Raw genomic sequence first — 19,505 nt, 5'->3', positions numbered from 1 at the left:
CTAGTCTTGCGCAATATGCCGCCATGCTCCGGCACGGCGCGCAACGCACCCGACCATGGTTGGTGCGCGCATTTGAAAAGACAGGAAGAACAAGCGCACGGGCAAAGCCCTGCGACAGGAGACAAGATCGCATGAAGTTCCGCACAGGTCTGATGCTCGGCGCCGCAGCCATGACCGGCCTTGCCCTGACTTTTCACCCCGGATACCACAATGGCGCTGGGTTCCTGAGCACACCTGCTCAGGCGGAAAGCACCACCCCGGACGCCTCCCCCACCACCAACCATGCGGAAACCTACCGCCTGCTGACCCTGTTTGGCACGGTGCTGGACCTTGTGCGGGCGGATTATGTTGAGCCTGTTTCCGACCGGGACCTGATCACCAACGCCCTGAACGGCATGCTCAGCGGTCTGGACCCCCATAGCTCATACATGACCCAGAAGCAGTATGATGACATGATGGTGCAGATGAAGGGCGAGTTTGGCGGCCTTGGGCTGGAACTCCAGCAGCAGGACGGCCACATCCGCGTTGTATCCCCCATTGATGGCACACCGGGCTTTCGCGCCGGGATCAAACCGGGCGACTACATTATTGCCGTAGATGGCCACACCATAGACGGCACACCGCTGGATGAAGCGGTTAAAAAAATGCGCGGCAAGGCCAATACCAAAATCACCCTGACCCTTGTGCGTGAAAAAACACCCAAGCCCATTACGGTTACCCTGACGCGCGAGATCATTCATATCGACGTGGTTAAATCCGCTCTGTACGACCGGATTGGCTACCTGCGCATCGCCCAGTTTAATGAAACCACGGAAAAAGAGCTGCTCAAGGGCTACAACACCCTCAAGCAGCAGGCCGGTGGCAAGCTTGGCGGTCTGGTGCTGGACCTGCGGAACGACCCCGGCGGCCTGCTTGATCAGGCGGTAGAGGTTTCCTCCAGCTTTATCCGCTCGGGCGAGATTGTTTCCACCCGTGCGCGCCACGCCAAGGACAGCCAGCGCTGGGATGCGCATGGTACGGATATTACGGACGGCCTGCCCATGGTGGTGTTGATCAACGGTGGCTCGGCCTCCGCATCGGAAATTGTGTCCGGCGCACTGCAAGACCACCACCGCGCCGTGCTTATTGGCACACGCACCTTTGGCAAGGGCTCCGTGCAGTCCATTATTCCCATTCCCGGCAACGGGGCCGTGCGCCTGACCACCGCGCGTTACTACACGCCTTCGGGCCGCTCCATTCAGGCACTGGGCATTACGCCTGATATTGTGGTCAAGGAAACGCGAGAAGACCCCGCCTTCAGCCTGCGCGAAGCGGATCTTGAGCATATCCTTAAAAATCAGGGTGGCAACCAGACCAAGGCGCAGCCCCGTACGGACCTGCCCGCCATTGCCAAGATCATTCCCGACCAGCCACCCGCCAACTGGCCGGAGTTTGAATACAACAAGCCCAACACAGACTTCCAGCTACAGGAAGGCCTGCGTGTTGTACGCTCCATGGCTGGCCTGCCAGCCCCCGACCCCACGGCATCCCTGCCCCCGGTCAAGCCAGCGGCCAAAACCGACTGTTCAGCCCATAACTAACGCGTAGCAGGTACAAGGCAGTGGTCATGCAGACACCCCCCTTATGGCAGCAACTGCCGGCCAATGGCCGGTTGTTCATCCGCTTTTGGGGGGGGGCTTTTGCTACGACGGCTGTCCTGGCTCTGGCCCTCCAGATGATGGGACCACCCCACCTGATTGCCGGTGGGGACGATATTGATACCGTGGCAGAACCGAGCAACAAAACCGGCACTGGTGCCCACCTTGTCAACATTCCTCCTCCGCAGGCCGGGCTGCTGGACAAGAGCGCTGGACCGGGCGGCTTTCCCCTGCCCAAGCGGGGGCCACATGGTGCCCTGCCACGGCAGGTTTACGCAGCCCCCACAGTGGACGTGCCCCCCGGCACCCCAATGGTGGCCCTGCTGGTAGATGGTGTTGGCCAGTCTGAAGACCTGACAAAAGAAGCCATTGCCGCCCTGCCCGGTCAGGTATCCCTTGCCGTCTCCCCTTATGTGGCGGACCCGGATGCCATTATGGAGGCAGCCCGCCAGCACCAGCATGAACTGCTGCTCTCGCTCCCCATGCAAGGGGATGCTGCAAAAACAGCCGATGCAGGCAAGGATGCCGCGGCCGACAGCGAAGGCCCCAAAGCATTGGGTGTTCTACTTTCTGCCCAGCAGAACATGGAAAACCTGAACTGGTCTTTGTCCCATCTGGCGGGCTATGTCGGGGTTACCAATGCCTTTGACGGGCAGAATGGTGGTGGGTTCCCCAATTCCAGCGGGTTCAAATCCATTCTCTCAGCTCTGGACCAGCGCGGCCTGCTTTACCTGAACGCAAGCCCCGATACCCGTATTGAAAGCAGCAATGCAGTCGGCACGGCAGATGTAAGCATCAACACCGACGAAGACATTGTGAATATCGACATCCAGTTGCTTAAACTCCAGCAGCTTGCCCGCCAGAACGGGCGTGCCATTGGTGTGCTTGGCCCCCTGCGCCCTGTTGCTCTGGCCTGCCTGCGGGCATGGCTGCCCCACCTCAAGGATGTGGGCATAACGCTGGTACCTGTCAGCCAGCTGATCCAGCCCCCGGACCCGGCCAGCCTGCCCCAGCCTGCCAGCAATGGCCAGATGCACGTCAACCTGACCAACCCGGCCCCCCGCATGATGGGAGGCAGCCACTAATGCCTGTTGACCCAAACACCCTGCCCTACCGCCCCAATGTCGGGGCACTGATTTTTAATGCCGAAGGTCAGGTGCTTATTGCCCGCAGGACCGACATGCCCGGTGCAGGTGGTCCGCTTTCGCAGGGAACATGGCAATGCCCACAAGGCGGGATAGATGAAGGGGAAGCCCCCCGCACCGCTGTCCTGCGTGAAGTCGGGGAAGAGCTAGGCACAAGCCACGTCCATATTCTGGCCGAACACCCGGAATGGATTGCCTACGACCTGCCAGCCGCACTCATTGGCCATACCCTTGGCGGGCGCTACCGTGGCCAGACCCAGAAGTGGTTTGCCCTGCGCTTTACCGGCACCGAAGCCGACATTCAGCTGGACAGCCACCTGCCTGCCGAATTTGATGCATGGATGTGGATTGACCTGCAAACTTTGCCCAACTGTTCAGTCGGTTTTAAAAAGCCGATTTACGAACAACTGGTCAGGGATTTTGCCCGCTACGCCGTGGCAGGCTGAACCATAAGCTTTGCATTCTCTGCACCTTTGAGCAGAGCTGAACGCCCCAAAAACAAAAAAGCCATTGGTCTGGAATAAAACATTCCCAAACAATGGCTTTTTTAATGCTGGTCTTACACGCTATGGGCGTTAGTGCGCACCCTTGGCTTTTCCATCGCCCCGAAGGGGGGAAAGCAAAAAGCAGAGTGGCACACACAAAAATGCGCCAATACCCAGAATCATGAAGACCTCATTATAAGACAACATGGCCACCTGACGCGAAAATTCCTGAAACAGGGTATGTTGTGCCGCGGCATCGGCCAGCCCCTCTGGCGCGCCACGCGCTATGGCGGCCTGCCGCACCTGTTCCTGATACTCATTGAACGGCTGATGAAACGGCGTCATCCAATGCACCATATAGGACTGATGCGCCTGTTTGCGCTCGGTCAGCATGGCTGTTGCGCCGGAAATAGCCAAAGACCCCAACACGTTACGCGCCATACTGAACAGGGCCGAAGCATCCGGGTTCAGCCGTTCGGGAATAGTGGAATATGCAATGGTGGAAAGCGGCACAAACAGAAAAGCCAGGCATGCCGTCTGGCTCATGCGGTACAGCATGAGGTGTTTGAAATCCAGCAATGGCAGCAACTGGGCTGAATAGAACAACGATACCCCCATAAGCGTAAAGCCTATGGCAATCACGTTGCGCACGCTGGTCAGTGTCATCAGCTTACCCACCACGGGAATAAGCACGATAACGGCAATACCACCGGGGGAAAGCAGCAGACCGGACAAGGTTGCCGTGTACCCCATAACCTGCTGGGCAAACTGCGGCACCACAATGGCCGAAGCATAGAGCAACGCCCCCATGGCCCCCATAAGGGCCGTACCCACGGCAAAATTGCGGTCCTTGAAAACACGCAGGTCCACAGCGGGTTTATCGGTACGCAACAGCCAGAAAACAGCGCCTGTCAGGCCCAGAAAAGCCAGCACACCCATAATGCGGATAAAGGTGGAGCCAAACCAGTCTGCATCCTCCCCACGGTCCACCATGACCTCAAGGCAGCTAAAGCCCAGAGTAATCAGGCTGATGCCAATAACATCCACCGGGGCTTTCTGCTTTTGTGCCCATGGCGGGTCTTCCACCACGGCCATGACCCCTACGGTGGTCAAAAACCCGAATGGCACGTTGATGAAAAAGATCCATCGCCATGAGAAGTTATCGGTAATCCAGCCCCCAAGGGTTGGGCCAATAACCGGCCCCACAACCGCGGCAATGGCGGTTAGCCCAAAGGCTGCCGCGCGTTTGGCGGGGGGGAAGCTGTCCAGAATAATGGATTGCTGGTTGGGCTGTAGCCCGCCACCAAAAAACCCTTGCATAAGCCGGAACACAACCAGCTCACCCAGACTGGTCGCCATACCACACAGGAAGGAGGAGACCGTGAACATGACAATACAGATAAGAAAATAGCGTTTGCGGCCAAACACTTTTCCCAACCAGCCCGAAATGGTGAGCACAATGCCATTGGCCACCAGATAGGCGGTGAGCGTCCACGTTGAATCATCATACGTGCTGGAAAGACTACCCGCGATATGCGGCAGGGACACGTTGACAATGGTGGTGTCCAGAATCTCCATGAACGCTGCCATGGTCACCACAAACGCAACGGTCCATGGATTATGCTTTGGCTTCCACCCGGCCGACACAGCCCCTGCCTGTGCACTCATGGAGCGGTCTGCCCGCCGTTACCCACGCCTGCGCTGGAAGGCGCATCGGACGGAGGGGCATCGGAATGGCCCTGCGTATCCACGTGCACCGTTGGTTCAACCGACAGGCCAAGGGCCAGCGGCTGGTCGGGGTTCAGGCCATCATCAATCAGGATTTTAACAGGCACACGCTGCACGATCTTGACGTAGTTGCCGGTCGCATTTTCGGGCGGGAAGGCGCTAAAAGTCGCCCCTGTGCCTTTTTGCAGCGAATCAATATGCCCATGCAGCTTAAGGCTGGGGTAAGCATCCACCCGGATGTCCACCTTCTGGCCGGGGCGCATTCTGGTGATCTGCGTTTCCTTGTAGTTGGCGACAACCCAGACTTCGGGCTCCACAATGGCAAACAGGCTCTGGCCCTGACGGACGTAGTTGCCCTGCTCGATGTTACGCTGGGAAATCCAGCCGTCATGCGGGGCGCGGATAACGGTCCATTCCACGTTCAGCGCGGCAGAAACCAGATTGGCCTGCGCGGCCTTGACCTGCGCTTCCTGCTGTGAAATCTGCACGGCTGCGTTTTCAATATTCGGCTGGACGGGCTGGGCCATCTGCACCGCACCTTCGGATGCCATAACCCGTGCCTGTGCTGCTTCCAGCGCAGCCTTGGCATAATCTATATCCTGCTGGGACGTTGCGGCACGTTCCACACCATGCTGGCGGCGGTAGTCTGTTTCCGCCTTGAAAAGCTGCGCCTTGGCATCGGCCAGTTGGCCCTGCGCCTGCAACAGCTTACCGGGGAATTCCAGCAGCGCCACGCGGTGCATCATGTCACTCGCCTGTGCGGCGGCCTGTGCATTGGCCAGCTGCGCGGCAGCCTTGTCTTTTTCCGCCACCCAGTCACGCGGGTCAATGCGGGCCAGAATCTGGCCTTTGCGCACAAACTGGTTATCGTTCACCAGCAGTTCGGTTACGTAGCCACCCACATGCGGTGCAATGGTAATGGAGCGCCCTGCGGTAAAGGCATCATCCGTTTCCACCTCATTACGGGTCATGAACCAGTATAGCCCGCCTGCCACAACCAGACAGCCAATAACGCCGGAAAGAATAACCTTGCCCCGACTGCTCTTTTTGGCCTGCGGCTTATCGGCCGATGGCTGTTCCGCAGCACTATTCTGCTCCGGCGCAGGGGGGGATGATAAAGACTGCTCGTTATGGTCGTCGGCCATTCTGTTCCTTGCCCTCTCTAACACATCCTGCGCGGCATTTTTGCGGTCAGATGCTCTGACCGACCAGTTCGGTCAGTATGTGCCACGTTCATATCCCTGCATCAAGCGCCACATAGGCCCCCATGCCCATAATTTGCGTTTATACCAGCAAAACCGCCAGCAGTTTTCTAGCGGTCCAGCCCCTGCGTTCTCACCAGACGGGCATAAAGCCCATCCTGCTGCATCAGTTCATCATGCGTGCCGCACTCCACGGCACACCCATCCTTCATGACCACCACCATGTCCGCCGAGCGCACGGTGGACAGGCGATGGGCTACAATAAGTGTTGTCCGCCCCTTGCGCAGCGTGGCCAGTGCATCCTGCACCAGTGCTTCGTTCTCACTATCCAGAGCACTCGTGGCTTCATCCAGCAAAAGCAGGCGGGGGTTGCGCAGCAAGGCCCGTGCAAGTGCCACCCGCTGCCGCTGCCCGCCCGACAGGCGCTGCCCACCCGGGCCGACCACCGTATTATACCCGTTGGGCAGAGCCTGAATAAACTGCTCCGCCGCCGCAGCCTGTGCGGCAGCAGCGACCTCCGCATCAGAAGCTCCCGGCCGACCAATGAGGATATTATCGCGCACAGACAGGTCAAACAGCAGCGGGTCCTGGCTAACATACGCCATGCTGTTCCGCAGGCTTTCCAGCTGCACATCCCGCAGGTCCATTCCATCCAGCAGGATACGACCGCCAGAAACATCATGCAGGCGGGGCACAAGGGACAATGCTGTGGACTTACCCGCCCCAGAGGAGCCGACCAGCGCAACCGTGCTACCCGGCCGGGCATCAAAGCTTAAATGCTCAAGGCCCACGCGGCCATCGGCATAAACAAAGCGGACGTTCTCAAACACAAGGTGCCCACCACCAGCGGGGAGCGGGCGGGCCTGCGGGCTGTCAGTCACGGCTGGTGGGTCATCCACCACGGCAAATATGCGCACCAGCCCGGCCAGCCCTTCCTGCAAGGCGGCATTAAGCGAACCAAGGGCACGCAGCGGGCGCGAGGCCAGCAGCAAAGCCGCCACAAAGCCGGAAAAATCCCCCAGCGTGGCCCCACCCATGGTAGCCCGCCAGCCAGCAAAGCCCAGCACTGCGGCCACGGCCACACCACCCAGCGTTTCCAGCATGGGTTCCACCCTTGCGCGGCCACGGGTAATCCGCAGCATGGCCTGATACAGATGGTTGAACGACAGAGCCGCCCGCGCGCCCTCGCTTTCCTCCAGCCTGTAAACACGCACCGTGCGCGCCTGCGCAAAACTTTCGGTTAAAAAGGCAGCCGTTTCCCCCACCCGTTCCTGCATGCCGCTGGAGGCGCGGCGTACCCGTTTACCCAGCCGCTGGAGGGGAACAGCCGCTATGGGGTACAGCACAGCTGCTATCAGGCTGAGCTCCCAGTCCATGTACACCATGGAGATAATCAGCCCCACAACCGTAACCACGTCCCCTATGCCGCTTACGGCGCGGATCATGGCATCGCGGATAATAACGGCATCCGTTGTAAACCGTGCAGCCAGCTTGGCCGGGGCCTCCCGCTCCACATGGGCGATGTCGGTCTGGATCAGGTGGTCAAACATCTGCCCCTGCAGGCCACGGATCACCAGCAGCACCAGCCCATGGGTTGCCAGTGTCTGCCCGTACTGGGCAAGAGCCTTTGCCAGCGTAATTGCCACCACCAGCAACGGAACCTGAGACAGAATACGCGGGTCGCGCGTGGCAAACATATCCAGCGCACGCTGGATAACCAGCGGGTACAGCGCTGTTAACACCGCCATAAGCACCGTAAATACAAAAACGGTGACTATCCGGGCGGGGTAACGGCTGATCTGGGTTCGCCACAGCCGCATGAGCAGGGTGCGCGTATCATCAGGGCGCAAATGCGGGCGGGGTGCGGGCCGGGTGGCATGGGGCTGGGACGTCATACCCTGTCTCTACCAGCCTCCCGGCCCTGCATGTAAGGGGCGGAACTCAGCTTTGTGCCGCTTTTGTGCCCAGATACAGTGCGATCTGTGCCCGGCATGCCTGTGCATCCGCATGGCAGCCGCCATCCAGCCACCATTGGCGGACAAGGCCCACAATACGCCCGACCTCCGGCCCGGCCTGCCCCCCCATGGCCAGAACATCCCGCCCCGCAACGGGAAAAGCCGGAACAGCCAGCCCGCACACCCTGTGCCTAAGCTGCGCAAATGCCGCTTTTTCCTCCGCCGTACGCGGCTGGGCGGCCTGATACAGCCATATGCGCCCAGCCAGCACATCCGCCGGTTCTTCCGCCACAAGGCGGCGCAGTGCTACCTCGCTCATGCTCACGTCAGGCAGGGGGGCTGCTCTGCTCAAGGCGGCAAGTGCCCCGGTCTCAGCGCGCGAGAGTTTAAGGCGGCGGGCTACAGCGGCGGTGTGCGTTGTCAGCCCTGCCAGCCGCAGCAATGCGTTTGCCGGGGCACCATCATCCAGCATGCGTACGCACCGGTCCAGCGTATGCCCTTCTGGCAAAATGCGGGCCAGAACGCCCGTGCTGTCCATAAGGCGCAGAATGGCTGCCACATTGGGGCCAGCCAGAATCCGCCGCAGTTCCATCCATATCCGCTCAACAGAAAGGCCATCAAGCAGGGCAACGCCGCAGGTTATGGCCTGCACGGCCTGCGGGTCTGGCGCGCCGTGCCCGTAGCGCCCATAAAACCGGAAAAACCGCAGGATGCGCAGGGCATCTTCTTTAATCCGCAATGCGGGCGCGCCAACAAACCGCACATGCCCAGCCGCCAGATCAGCCTGCCCGCCAAAATAATCGTACAGGACCCCGGCCTGATCGACCGACATGGCATTTATTGTAAAATCCCGCCGCTGTGCATCCGCCCGCCAGTCCTGCGTCCAGCGGACAACGGCGTGCCGCCCGTCTGTTTCCATATCACGCCGGAGGGTGGTGATTTCGTACGGAGCGCCGTCCAGCACGGCGGTTACGGTTCCGTGTTGCAGGCCGGTCGCCACAACATGCGCCCCATATGCGCGCAAACGCTCCATGACCTGCTCGGGAGGTTCGGGGGTAGCCAGATCAATATCGGCAATCGGACGGTCCGCCAGCAGGTCGCGCACACACCCGCCCACAAGGCGCATGGCAGGCAGAACCTGCCACAACCGCGCCAGAGCGGCCTGCCGGGATGGGTCCAGCCCGTTTATGAGCGTGTCATGCTCCCCCATTGTCCACCGCCATCCGCGCTATAGGAAAAAAGCAGCCGCAGCTCCACACGCCCATGCAGGGTACTCCCTGGCAGGCTCCGGGCTCGGCCAGAGCAGCCAGCTCGTACCACACTGCGCGGGACAGGCGGGCTTCCAGCGGGTAGGCTCCCTCCCCTGCGCGTACGCTCAGGTACGGGGGGCACCCCTCCGGGCAGGCTTCGGGCGGGATGTCCCACACAGTCCGAATCGGGTGTTCGGAATCGGCCACCACCACCTCGTCCATATTGGTGCGAAAACTCAGCCGCTGCATGCGGCCCATGCCGGTCCAGTCCAGTTCCACCGCCAGAAAAGGAACGTCCTCAACCTCGATCAGCCCGCTTTCGAATGGTGTGCGCAGCAGGTAGGCACCCTGCGCATTCCGCGTGAGCAGGGAGCCAAACAGGCAGGACATGGCCTTGCGTTTGATCTCGGACCCACGGTACAGCCACACGCCATCCCGCCTGACCAAAAACGGCAAACGCCTGTTTTCCGCCGTATCGGGGGTATCGGTCTCGTGCTTATCGTGGCACGAAAGGGCCTGCGCGCCGCTTTCCTGTTCACCTTTCACTGACTCACCATCCTGTTAATACGTGTCCTTGTGTTGTGCACAATGATATAGGGAGCTTACCCCGCTTGATGTAAGCCCTGCATGTAATTCAGACTGGATCCATGACCACATCAGACGCACCGTTCCCGGCACAACAGCCTTCCTCCCCCCCAGAAGTGCGGGAGGCAGATCGTATCTGTGAACGGCTTGCCGCCGTCCAGCAGGAAATTTCAACCGTCATTTTCGGGCAGGACCAGATTATCCGCCAGACACTGACCACCGTTCTGGCTGGCGGGCATGCCCTGCTGGTCGGGGCACCGGGTCTGGGCAAGACATTGCTGGTTACGACCCTTGGCACCGTGCTGGGGCTGAACGCCCGCCGCGTGCAGTTTACCCCCGACCTGATGCCCTCCGACATTACCGGCAGTGAGATTCTGGACGAGGATGCAACCGGGCACCGCAGCTTCCGTTTTGTGCACGGCCCCGTCTTTACCCAGTTGCTGATGGCGGACGAAATCAACCGTGCCAGCCCACGTACCCAGTCTGCCCTGTTGCAGGCCATGCAGGAACACCGCGTGAGCGTGGCCGGGGTGGAATACCCCCTGCCCGAGCCTTTTCATGTACTTGCAACCCAGAACCCCATGGAGCAGGAAGGCACCTACCCCCTGCCTGAAGCCCAGCTTGACCGCTTTATGCTCCAGATCGGGCTGACCTTCCCCGATGCTGCGGCCGAACGCGCCATGCTGCTGGCCACAACCGGCGCACAGAACAAACAGGCCCAGCAGGTCATGGACGCGCAAAGCCTTATGCAGGCGCAGGCACTGGTCCGGCGCATGCCTGTGGGTGAAAAAGTGCTCGATGCCATTGTAAACCTTGTCCGCGCAGCCCGCCCCCAGAGCACGTCCGATGCCACATTGCGCGAGCAGATTGCCTGGGGCCCCGGCCCACGTGCAGCACAAACGCTTATGCTGGCCAGCCGTGCGCGCGCGCTGCTGGATGGCAGGCTCTCCCCCGGTCTGGATGACGTGGCCGCACTGGCCCGCCCGGTGCTGGCACACCGCATGGCACTAACCTTTGCCGCCCGGGCCGAGGGGGTCACCACGGATGATATTATAACCCGACTGCTCAAGACCTTGGGTTGACCCTGTGAGCCGGTTCCGACCGATCCCAACCACCCTGCTGCGCCGGTTTCTAGGCCGGGACCAGCCTGCGGCGGGTGCGCCATTCAGCCCGGCGACCACGCCCAGCCCCCCGGTTTCCGCTACGGCGGACATGGCCTGTGCAGCCCAAACACTGGCCACCCGCCTGCCGGACCTGCTGCTCCATGCCAGCCACATTGCCACCACACTGGCAGCAGGCAGGCACCCCCAGCGCCGCGCAGGATGGGGGGACACATTCTGGCAGTACCGTCCGGCACAGCCCGGCGAACCGGTCAACCGCATAGACTGGCGGCAATCCGCCCGCACAGCCCGCGCCCATGTGCGTGAAACCGAAGCCGAAGCGGCGCAGACAGTCCTGCTATGGTGCGATTTTTCCGGTTCCATGCAATGGCGCTCCGGTAATACCCTGCCCGGCAAGCTGGACCGCGCCATCCTGCTTCTGCTCAGCATGGCGGCCCTGCTGCTGCGCAATGGCGAGCGGGTTCTGCTGCTTTCTCCTTCCGGTATTGTGTCCCTGCCCCCTGCCCCCAACGTGCTGGAGCGGCTGGCACTCGGGCTGTGCGAACTAGCAGCCAATAGCAGCCCTATGGATGCAGCACTCCCTCCGCCCGCCCTTGTGCCCCGGCGCGCACGCCTGCTGCTGGCCAGTGACCTGCTCTGCCCTGACACCCATATCCATGACTGCCTGCACCAGCTGGCCGCACACCCGGCGCGGGCCTATGTGCTCCATGTTAGCGATCCGGCGGAAAGCACGCTCCCTTACACCGGCCGCACCGAGTTTTGCGGACTTGAGCACGAACCCCCGCTGGAGCTGCCCCATGTGCAGAGCCTGCGCACGGACTACGCAGCCCTTGTCGCAGCGCGCAGCCAGTGGCTTGAACAAACCACAAGCCATTGCGGCCACACGCTGGCACACCACCAGACCGATCAGTCCCCCCTCCCCACGCTGCTGGCGCTCCATGCCCAGATGAGCCAACGCGTATGATTTTCCAGTTCCCCGCCCTGCTGTTTGCCCTGCTCTGCCTGCCGCTGGTGTGGTGGCTGCTGCGTGCCACGCCCCCGCGCGCGCGCCAGCAGGTTTTTCCCCCCATTGCTTTCCTCGCCCGCCTGCGCCCGAAGGAAACCGAAGCCGCGCGCTCACCCCCGTGGGTCTTGCTCTTGCGTCTGCTGGCTGTGGGCCTGCTGATTACGGGCTTTGCCCGCCCGTTTATTCCCGGCAGCAGGGACAGCACACAAACCCCCGGCCCGGTTCTGCTGGTGGTGGATGACGGTATGTTCAGTGCCGCAGACTGGACCGACCGCCTGACCACCGCACAAACCATTGTGGACGATGCGGAGCGCACAAAATCCAGCCTGCTGCTCCTGACCACCGCCCCACAGGCGGAGGCTTCCGCAATACCGCCTGCGCCACAGCCAGCCGCTACTGTGCGGCGGATGCTGAACAGCCTGCACCCCAGCCCATGGAGTGTGGACCGGACACAGGCTGCCCGGCAGATCGGGCAACTACCAGCCCTCCCCTTTGCCCGCATTGTCTATCTGGCTGATGGCGTTGCCCAGAGCTGGGATAACGCTTTTGCCCAAGCCCTGCGCGCACGGGGTGCCGTGCAGGAAATCCGCTTTTCCTCCCAGTCAGGCATGGTGCTTGCCCCCGTTGCCCCCACGTCGGATGGGACCATGGCGCGCCTGATCATGCTTCCATCGGCGCAGCCCCGGCTTGTTCATGTTGTGGCCCGCGCGACAGATGGGGGAACGCTGGCCGTAATCCCTGTGCCCGTAGCGGCCAATGCCACACAGGCGGATGTACGCATCAACCTGCCCATAACCGTACGCAACCGGATAGATACGCTGAGTGTGCAGGGCATTGCGAGTGCCGCCACAACCGTTCTGCTGGACGAAAACACACGCCTGCACCCTGTTGGCCTGCTCTCCAGCGGTGGGGCAGATACCCCCCTGATTGGCTCTGTCTTTTACCTCCGCCGTGCGCTGGCTCCCCTGTCAGACCTGCATGAAGGAACACTGGACGCCTTGCTCAGCCGCCCCCTGTCCGTGCTGATCGCGCCCGATGGCACACTGGCTGGCGCGCAAAGCCAGAAAACCGTGCAGGAATGGATAAAAAACGGCGGCACGCTCATTCGCTTTGCAGGCCCGGCACTTGCTGGTAGCCAGCAGGATACAAGCCCTTCCAACCCGGCCGACACGGCACGGAACCTGCTGCCCGTGCCCCTGCTGGATGGAGCCCGCCAGCTCGGTGGGTCCATGACATGGGGCACACCGCAAAAACTTGCACCTTTTGAACAGGAATCCCCTTTCCGGGGACTGGATATTCCTGCCGATGTAACGGTTTCCCGTCAGGTGCTGGCCAGTCCTTCGGCCGATCTGGGCACGCATGTATGGGCGCGGCTGGCTGATGGCACGCCGCTGGTCACCCATGCCGAACTGGGCAAGGGTGAGGTGATCCTGTTCCATGTCAGCAGCACGGCGGACTGGTCCAACCTGCCGCTGTCCGGCCTGTTTGTAGCCATGCTGCAACGCCTGACCGAACACGCCAACGGGCTGAACATTCCGGCCGAAAATATACTGCTCGCCCCGGCCCTGACACTGGACGGTGAGGGCATTGCAGGCCCGCCACCGCCAACCGCACGGGGCATACAGGGCAATGTGTTTGCCACCACATCTGCCTCCCCCATCCACCCGCCCGGCCTGTATGGCCCCACGGATGGACGCCGGGCACTCAATACCGCAGCGGGTGTGCAAAGCCTGCGACCAGCTCCCCCTGTTGGCACCATTACGGATGCTTCGGGCCAGACGCCGGACCTGCCACTTGGGCGTTACTGCCTGCTGGCCGCCATTCTGCTTTTACTGCTCGATGGCGTGGTTGTAGGCCTTATGCGCACAGGCAGGCTGTTTGCACCACGGCCCCTTACCCTGCTTGCGTTGCTGGCCACCCTTGGTGCGCTAACATCCCCCCTGCATGCACAGGAGTTGAGCACGCCACCCGCAGTCCCCGCCGCAGCGCTGGAAACCCGACTGGGGTATATTGTAACCGGGCATGAGGACGTGGACACAGCCTCCCGCGAGGGGTTGCAGGGCCTGTCCGACTTTGTAAACGCCCGCACCTCCGCTGTTATGGGGCACCCCGATGCCGTCCACCCCGGCACGGATGACCTGACCTACTACCCCCTGCTTTACTGGCCGATTACCGCAGACGCCACCACCACTCCGGCCATGACGGCAGCGCTGAACACCTTTATGGCCCGCGGCGGTATTCTTCTGATTGACACACAGGGGCAGGACGGAGGCTCCAGCACAGCCGACACCACCTTTACCGCCGATGCCCCCGGCACGGCCGCAGCCCTGCGCCGGGTTACAACCGGCCTTGCGGTGCCACCGCTGGTGGTCATGACCGACCACCACCTGCTGGCACATACCTTTTACCTGCTCCACGACTTTCCGGGCCGGTATGCAGGCCTGCCCATCTGGGTCGCCAAGGAAGGAGACGCCGAGAACGATGATGTCAGCCCGGTTATTATCGGCTCGGCAGACTGGGCGCACGCTTGGGCGGTGGACAGTGCGGGCAATACCCCGTTTGCCGTTATCCCCGGTGGCAGTGACCAGCGCCTGCAGGCGTACCGCTTTGGGCTGAACACCGTTATTTACGCCTTAACAGGCAGCTACAAGGCTGATCAGGTGCATGTTCCCATGCTGCTCAAACGGCTGGAGGACAAACCATGAGCACTCTTCTGGCCTCCTTTGGGTTTGCACCTTTGCTGCCGTTGTGGCTGCTGGCCATACTGGGCGTTGCGGCACTGGGCCTGTGCGGGTGGAGCCTGTTCCAGCGCACGGGGGGAGCCATTTTGCGCCTGTGCGCCATAGGTATGGTGCTGCTGTGGCTGGCCGGGCCACAACGTTACCACGAGCAGCGGCGCGCGCTCCCTCAGACTGCACTTCTGGTAGTGGACCAGTCCCCCTCCATGGCGCTGGACCAGCGTGCCGCCATTGCCCGGCAGGTGGCGGACGCACTGGCGCAGGCCAAGGTGGAGGGGCTGAACCTCCGCACCGTAACCGTACGCGGTGCAGCACGTGATGGCACAAAACTGTTTGACGCGCTGGATCAGGCCGCAGCCGACATTCCCCCCGCCCAGTTTGCCGGGGCCATGATGGTTACTGATGGGGAGGTCAGCGATGTTCCCGCCACCCTGCCCGAGCGCCTGCGCCCCATGCAGGACAATGGCAGCCGCACAACCCTGCCCCTGCACGTTCTGCTCACCGCCAGCACGGAGCAGAAAGACCGCAAGCTGAGCATCCTTCAGGCTCCCCCCTACGCCATTGCAGGCCAGAGCGCCAAACTGCGCGTGCAGGTGGATGACATGGGACCGGGCACGCAAGCAGGCACACCGGCGGAGCTGACGGTCCGGGTGAATGGGGAGGAACCACAGCACATTTCTGTCCTGAGCGGGATGCCGCAGGATATTACCGTGCCCGTAACCCAGCCGGGGCCGTTGCTGGTCAGCCTGTCCGCCTCGGCCCTACCGGGGGAAGTCTCGGAACTGAACAACCAGACCGTAGCCCATATTACCGGCATACGGGACCGGCTGAAGGTGCTGCTGATCTCGGGCACACCCAATCAGGGGGAGCGGGTCTGGCGCAGGCTGCTCAAGGCGGACCCTTCGGTTGATCTGATCCACTTTACCATTCTGCGCCCCCCCGAAAAGGACGATGGCACCCCCCTGTCCGACCTTGCGCTGATTGCATTCCCCGTGCGCGAGCTGTTTCAGGACAAGATCAACCAGTTTGACCTGATCATCCTTGATGGATTTGAAAACCGGCATATTCTGCCGCACAGTTATCTGGAAAACATTGCAGGCTTTGTCCGCCGCGGGGGTGGCCTGCTCCTGACCGCCGGACCCGAATTTATTGGCCCCGGCTCCTTGCAGGATACTCCGGTGGGGGACGTGCTGCCCGCCCACGTAACCCCTGACCAGAGCAGCATGCTCGTCAGCCGCTTCCGCCCCACCCTGACCGATACCGGACGCAGGCACCCTGTTACGGCATCACTTCCCGGCGCGCCAAAAGCAGGTGCGCAGGTCAACAGTGCTACAGCCGTACCGGGCCTGTGGGGGCCGTGGTACCGCGCCCTGCACCCCGACAGCACCCATGGTGAGGTACTGATGAATGGGCCCGATAACAGCCCCCTGCTGGTGCTGGACCGGGTTGATCAGGGCCGGATTGCGTTGCTTCTGTCTGACCAGATATGGCTGTGGTCACGCGGGGAGGATGGCGGCGGCCCGCAGGCCGAACTGCTCCGCCGCATTTCGCACTGGCTGATGAAAGAGCCGGAGCTGGAAGAGGAGCAGCTTACAGCCAGTATAAGCGCCAATACGCTCCACATTACCCGCCACAGTGTGGGCACACCTGCAGCCACCACCCTTACCCTGACCTCCCCCACCGGGCAGAGCAGCACCGTGCCCATGCACGCATCCGCGCAGGAAGGCACCCAGACAGCACAACTGCCCATAACGGAGTCCGGTATCTGGCGTATTTCTGATGGCACACGCACAACCTATGCGGCACCCGAGCCAGAAAACACGCGTGAGCTAACCGACCTGCGCGCGACCGCAACCCGTCTGGCGGATGTGGTCAAACAGAGTGGCGGGGGTATTTTCTGGCTCGGTGACAGCACAGCCAGCCTGCATGCCCCCACGCCAAGACTGGTTGCATCAGGCGCACTGCACGGAGCGGACTGGCTGGGCTTTGCCCGGCGCGATGCGCATCTGGTAACGGGCAGAACACCCATACCCCTCCTGCCTGCTCCTCTGGCCATGGTGCTCGCCCTTTTGCTGCTGTTTGGCGCATGGTGGCGGGAAGGACGGACCCGATAGGCCCCCGGAGCGTCTTTTCCGCTCCCATGGGCTGTGATACGTTAGAGGCTCCTGTATTGATGGACAGACAATGACCCGTTTTCCACGCCTTGTTTCATCCGCTCTGCTGTTCAGCAGCCTTGCCATGTTTGCTGCGGTTCCGGCATTTGCTGATGATGCCGAAGATCAGGCTGCGGCGGCGGAATCCGCCGAAAAAGCGGAAAGCGCCAAGGCCGCCAAACGCGCAGCCCCGCCCACGGCCATTCCCGGTGCCGATGGCAGCGATGATGAAGCAGGGGAAGGCGGTGGCCATCCTAACAAGGATGTGGAACCCACGGTTGCACTGTTCGAGGCCATAAACCGGGGGAGTGTTTCCTCCGCGCGTGATGCCATTAACCGTGGTGCGGACCTGAACGGGCATAATATTCTGGGCCAGACACCGCTTGATATGTCCATCGACCTGAACCGTAACCCCATTACCTTCCTGCTTCTGTCCCTGCGCAATTCCAGCAGCCTGCAGGGGAGTGATAGCGTGGGAACGGTCAGCACATCCGACCTGCACGTAGGCAGCAGCAGCGTGGATATGGAAGACGATACCAAAAGCAAAACGCATGACCCGCGTTATGACCGCACGGGCGGGGCTGCCCAGCCTTCCATCGGCTTTCTGGGGTTTGGTGGCAGCTAGGCCACCTGCCCGCCCTGCCGGACTGCACATAAAAAAAGGGGCACCAGAAGTGCCCTTTTTTTATAACTTCAAGCTATGTCGTCAGGCTTTACAGCGCGACTGTAGCCCCCAGACTTTCCTGCCGCAGCACATCCAGCGGGAGCAACACGCCTTCACGCTCGAAGTGCCAGAATGTCCAGCCATTGCATGAGGGGGCGTTGGTCAGCATGGCCCCCATTTTATGGATTGAGCCACGCTTGGCACCACTGATCAACGTGCCATCTGCTGCAACTGTAGCCTGAATACGCTGTTTTTTATCACTCAGCACTGTTCCGGCCACAAGTGCGCCCTGCTCCACCAGACTGCCAAAAGGCACACGCGGGGCTTCGCGCTTATCCTGCGTGGTCTGTATGGCATCATCATCCAGGGGCACTTCGCTGGCCACGCGGGCTCTGGCGGCTTCCACATAATCCGGGTGCCGCTCAATGCCTACAAAATGGCGGCGCAGGCGGCGGGCCATGGCGGCCGTGGTGCCAGAGCCGGAGAACGGATCAAGCACCACATCATTAACCGTGGTGGACGCCAGCAGCACACGATGGAGCAGGCTTTCGGGCTTCTGGGTGGGGTGGAGCTTCAGCCCATGTTCGTTCCGCAGGCGCTCATTGCCTGTGCAGAGCGGCAGATACCAGTCCGAGCGCATCTGCACGTCATCATTCAGCGCCTTCATGGCCTGATAGTTGAAGCGGTAGCGGCTATCCTGACTGCGGGCAGCCCAGATGAGCGTTTCGTGCGCATTGGTAAAGCGACGGCCACGGAAGTTGGGCATGGGGTTGGACTTGCGCCAGACCACATCATTCAGGATCCAGAACCCAAGGTCCTGCAGAATGGCCCCGAGGCGGAAGATGTTATGGTAAGAACCAATCACCCAGATTGTGCCATCCTTATGCAGCAGGCGGCGGGCTTCGCTCAGCCATTCCCGCGTGAAGCGGTCGTATTCCTGCAGGTCGGAAAACTTGTCCCAGTCATCATCCACGCCATCAACAACGCTGTCGTCCGGGCGGCGGAGTTCACCCCGAAGCTGCAGGTTGTACGGTGGGTCGGCAAAAATGCAGTCCACTGAGCCCGAAGGCAGGGTGCGCATGGTCTCCACGCATTCACCCCGCAGGATTTCGTCTAGGGGGAGGTCCATGGAAACTGCTTTTGCGCCGCTCATGCCCGGGTCTCCGTTTTCAAATGTTCTAGCTGCTGGCGTACGGTGCCAAATGTTTTTCTGTGGTGCGGGGTTACACCCGTTTGCAACAGAGCCCGACGATGAACCGCCGTGCCGTAACCTGCATTTTTTTCCCATCCATAATCGGGCCAGCGCACATTCAGCCGCGCCATGATGCGGTCACGCACCACCTTGGCCATAATGGAGGCCGCGGCAATGGACAGGCTCACCCCGTCCCCACCCACGATGGCCTCTGCACTACACCCGAAATCCGGAATTTTGTTGCCATCAACAAGCACATGGTCAGGCCGGACCGGCAGGCGGGCAACTGCACGCTGCATGGCAAGGTGGGACGCATGGTAGATGTTGATACGGTCAATTTCCGCCGTGGAGGCGGCACCCACGCCAATGGCCACGCCGGGCACATGGGGCAGACGCTCGGCAATGGCCTCACGCAATGCGGGCTTTAATTTTTTGGAATCATCAATAACGGCAGCAAGATCATCCGGCACGCCACAGGCAAACACCACGGCGGCGGCCACAACCGGACCGGCAAGCGGGCCACGGCCCACTTCATCCACTCCGGCGACCAAGCCGCCATGCTGTTGTTCCCGCCTAAAGTCCGGCATTGCATCCCTTCCCGTCCGCTTGAAACGACTCGGTTAAAATTACCGAGTCGCAGCAAT

The 19,505-nt window shown here is 61.4% G+C and carries 15 protein-coding genes; 8 read left to right on the top strand and 7 right to left on the bottom strand.

Annotation, left to right across the window (positions count from 1 at the left end; all coding sequences use genetic code 11):
- Positions 1 to 131 precede the first annotated feature (131 nt).
- Genes HK20_RS11370 through HK20_RS11360 form a run of 3 tightly spaced genes read left to right on the top strand, consistent with a single transcriptional unit; the run spans position 132 to position 3,228 of the window.
- Positions 132 to 1,580 (top strand): S41 family peptidase, encoded by a 1,449-nt coding sequence (locus HK20_RS11370; RefSeq protein ID WP_086647161.1) that lies wholly within the window; start codon positions 132 to 134, stop codon positions 1,578 to 1,580.
- A gap of 26 nt (positions 1,581 to 1,606) precedes the next feature.
- Positions 1,607 to 2,722, top strand: coding sequence for a divergent polysaccharide deacetylase family protein (locus tag HK20_RS11365; RefSeq protein WP_086647211.1), 1,116 nt, complete (start codon positions 1,607 to 1,609; stop codon positions 2,720 to 2,722).
- On the top strand, positions 2,722 to 3,228 hold the full coding sequence (locus tag HK20_RS11360) for an RNA pyrophosphohydrolase (RefSeq protein ID WP_086647160.1): 507 nt from the start codon (positions 2,722 to 2,724) through the stop codon (positions 3,226 to 3,228). The genes HK20_RS11365 and HK20_RS11360 overlap by 1 nt, the downstream gene beginning before the upstream one ends.
- Positions 3,229 to 3,357: 129 nt before the next feature.
- On the opposite strand, the gene HK20_RS11355 is transcribed toward HK20_RS11360, so the two are convergent.
- The 5 genes from HK20_RS11355 to HK20_RS11335 all read right to left on the bottom strand — a co-directional run bounded on the left by HK20_RS11355 (position 3,358) and on the right by HK20_RS11335 (position 9,858).
- Complete coding sequence (locus HK20_RS11355; protein WP_086647159.1) at positions 3,358 to 4,935, bottom strand: DHA2 family efflux MFS transporter permease subunit; 1,578 nt, start codon at positions 4,933 to 4,935, stop codon at positions 3,358 to 3,360.
- Complete coding sequence (locus tag HK20_RS11350; protein ID WP_086647158.1) at positions 4,932 to 6,140, bottom strand: HlyD family secretion protein; 1,209 nt, start codon at positions 6,138 to 6,140, stop codon at positions 4,932 to 4,934. Before HK20_RS11350 ends, HK20_RS11355 begins: the two co-directional genes overlap by 4 nt.
- A gap of 167 nt (positions 6,141 to 6,307) precedes the next feature.
- Positions 6,308 to 8,092: an ABC transporter ATP-binding protein gene (locus tag HK20_RS11345; RefSeq protein ID WP_086647157.1), complete on the bottom strand. Its 1,785-nt coding sequence runs from the start codon at positions 8,090 to 8,092 to the stop codon at positions 6,308 to 6,310.
- Positions 8,093 to 8,138: 46 nt separating this feature from the next.
- Positions 8,139 to 9,362, bottom strand: a complete 1,224-nt coding sequence (locus HK20_RS11340) for a CCA tRNA nucleotidyltransferase (protein WP_086647156.1) — start codon at positions 9,360 to 9,362, stop codon at positions 8,139 to 8,141.
- Positions 9,349 to 9,858 (bottom strand): DUF1285 domain-containing protein, encoded by a 510-nt coding sequence (locus HK20_RS11335; protein WP_233129198.1) that lies wholly within the window; start codon positions 9,856 to 9,858, stop codon positions 9,349 to 9,351. Before HK20_RS11335 ends, HK20_RS11340 begins: the two co-directional genes overlap by 14 nt.
- A 191-nt stretch (positions 9,859 to 10,049) precedes the next feature.
- Here HK20_RS11335 and HK20_RS11330 point away from each other — a divergent pair, with 191 nt between their 5' ends.
- The 5 genes from HK20_RS11330 (at position 10,050) to HK20_RS11310 (ending at position 17,630) form a co-directional block, all read left to right on the top strand.
- Positions 10,050 to 11,069: a MoxR family ATPase gene (locus HK20_RS11330; protein WP_086647154.1), complete on the top strand. Its 1,020-nt coding sequence runs from the start codon at positions 10,050 to 10,052 to the stop codon at positions 11,067 to 11,069.
- A 4-nt stretch (positions 11,070 to 11,073) separates the two neighbouring features.
- A complete protein-coding gene (locus HK20_RS11325; RefSeq protein WP_233129192.1) occupies positions 11,074 to 12,072 on the top strand; it encodes a DUF58 domain-containing protein in 999 nt (332 codons plus the stop codon).
- Positions 12,069 to 14,819: a DUF4159 domain-containing protein gene (locus HK20_RS11320; RefSeq protein WP_086647152.1), complete on the top strand. Its 2,751-nt coding sequence runs from the start codon at positions 12,069 to 12,071 to the stop codon at positions 14,817 to 14,819. The genes HK20_RS11325 and HK20_RS11320 overlap by 4 nt, the downstream gene beginning before the upstream one ends.
- Positions 14,816 to 16,966 carry a hypothetical protein gene (locus tag HK20_RS11315; RefSeq protein WP_086647151.1) on the top strand — a complete coding sequence of 717 codons (2,151 nt, stop codon included), beginning with the start codon at positions 14,816 to 14,818 and terminating at the stop codon, positions 16,964 to 16,966. Before HK20_RS11320 ends, HK20_RS11315 begins: the two co-directional genes overlap by 4 nt.
- Positions 16,967 to 17,036: 70 nt before the next feature.
- A complete protein-coding gene (locus HK20_RS11310) occupies positions 17,037 to 17,630 on the top strand; it encodes a hypothetical protein (protein ID WP_086647150.1) in 594 nt (197 codons plus the stop codon).
- 88 nt (positions 17,631 to 17,718) lie between these two features.
- Here HK20_RS11310 and HK20_RS11305 read toward each other — a convergent pair whose 3' ends face one another.
- Both HK20_RS11305 and HK20_RS11300 read right to left on the bottom strand, forming a co-directional pair.
- Positions 17,719 to 18,822, bottom strand: a complete 1,104-nt coding sequence (locus HK20_RS11305) for a DNA methyltransferase (protein ID WP_086647149.1) — start codon at positions 18,820 to 18,822, stop codon at positions 17,719 to 17,721.
- A complete protein-coding gene (locus HK20_RS11300; protein WP_086647148.1) occupies positions 18,819 to 19,448 on the bottom strand; it encodes a ribonuclease HII in 630 nt (209 codons plus the stop codon). Before HK20_RS11300 ends, HK20_RS11305 begins: the two co-directional genes overlap by 4 nt.
- Between the last annotated feature and the right edge of the window lie 57 nt (positions 19,449 to 19,505).

This window comes from Acetobacter sp. DsW_54 (assembly GCF_002153575.1).
Taxonomy (GTDB): Bacteria; Pseudomonadota; Alphaproteobacteria; order Acetobacterales; family Acetobacteraceae; genus Acetobacter; species Acetobacter fabarum.
This window is presented reverse-complemented; position numbering and strand designations above follow the sequence as displayed.

What these genes read in the sequence shown, in the direction of transcription:
- HK20_RS11355 (WP_086647159.1), bottom strand. Translation starts at nt 4,935, where the DNA reads ATGAGTGCACAGGCAGGGGCTGTGTCGGCCGGGTGGAAGCCAAAGCAT.
- HK20_RS11370 (WP_086647161.1), top strand. Translation starts at nt 132, where the DNA reads ATGAAGTTCCGCACAGGTCTGATGCTCGGCGCCGCAGCCATGACCGGC.
- HK20_RS11300 (WP_086647148.1), bottom strand. Translation starts at nt 19,448, where the DNA reads ATGCCGGACTTTAGGCGGGAACAACAGCATGGCGGCTTGGTCGCCGGA.
- HK20_RS11350 (WP_086647158.1), bottom strand. Translation starts at nt 6,140, where the DNA reads ATGGCCGACGACCATAACGAGCAGTCTTTATCATCCCCCCCTGCGCCG.
- HK20_RS11315 (WP_086647151.1), top strand. Translation starts at nt 14,816, where the DNA reads ATGAGCACTCTTCTGGCCTCCTTTGGGTTTGCACCTTTGCTGCCGTTG.
- HK20_RS11345 (WP_086647157.1), bottom strand. Translation starts at nt 8,092, where the DNA reads ATGACGTCCCAGCCCCATGCCACCCGGCCCGCACCCCGCCCGCATTTG.
- HK20_RS11365 (WP_086647211.1), top strand. Translation starts at nt 1,607, where the DNA reads ATGCAGACACCCCCCTTATGGCAGCAACTGCCGGCCAATGGCCGGTTG.
- HK20_RS11305 (WP_086647149.1), bottom strand. Translation starts at nt 18,822, where the DNA reads ATGAGCGGCGCAAAAGCAGTTTCCATGGACCTCCCCCTAGACGAAATC.
- HK20_RS11320 (WP_086647152.1), top strand. Translation starts at nt 12,069, where the DNA reads ATGATTTTCCAGTTCCCCGCCCTGCTGTTTGCCCTGCTCTGCCTGCCG.
- HK20_RS11310 (WP_086647150.1), top strand. Translation starts at nt 17,037, where the DNA reads ATGACCCGTTTTCCACGCCTTGTTTCATCCGCTCTGCTGTTCAGCAGC.
- HK20_RS11360 (WP_086647160.1), top strand. Translation starts at nt 2,722, where the DNA reads ATGCCTGTTGACCCAAACACCCTGCCCTACCGCCCCAATGTCGGGGCA.
- HK20_RS11340 (WP_086647156.1), bottom strand. Translation starts at nt 9,362, where the DNA reads ATGGGGGAGCATGACACGCTCATAAACGGGCTGGACCCATCCCGGCAG.
- HK20_RS11330 (WP_086647154.1), top strand. Translation starts at nt 10,050, where the DNA reads ATGACCACATCAGACGCACCGTTCCCGGCACAACAGCCTTCCTCCCCC.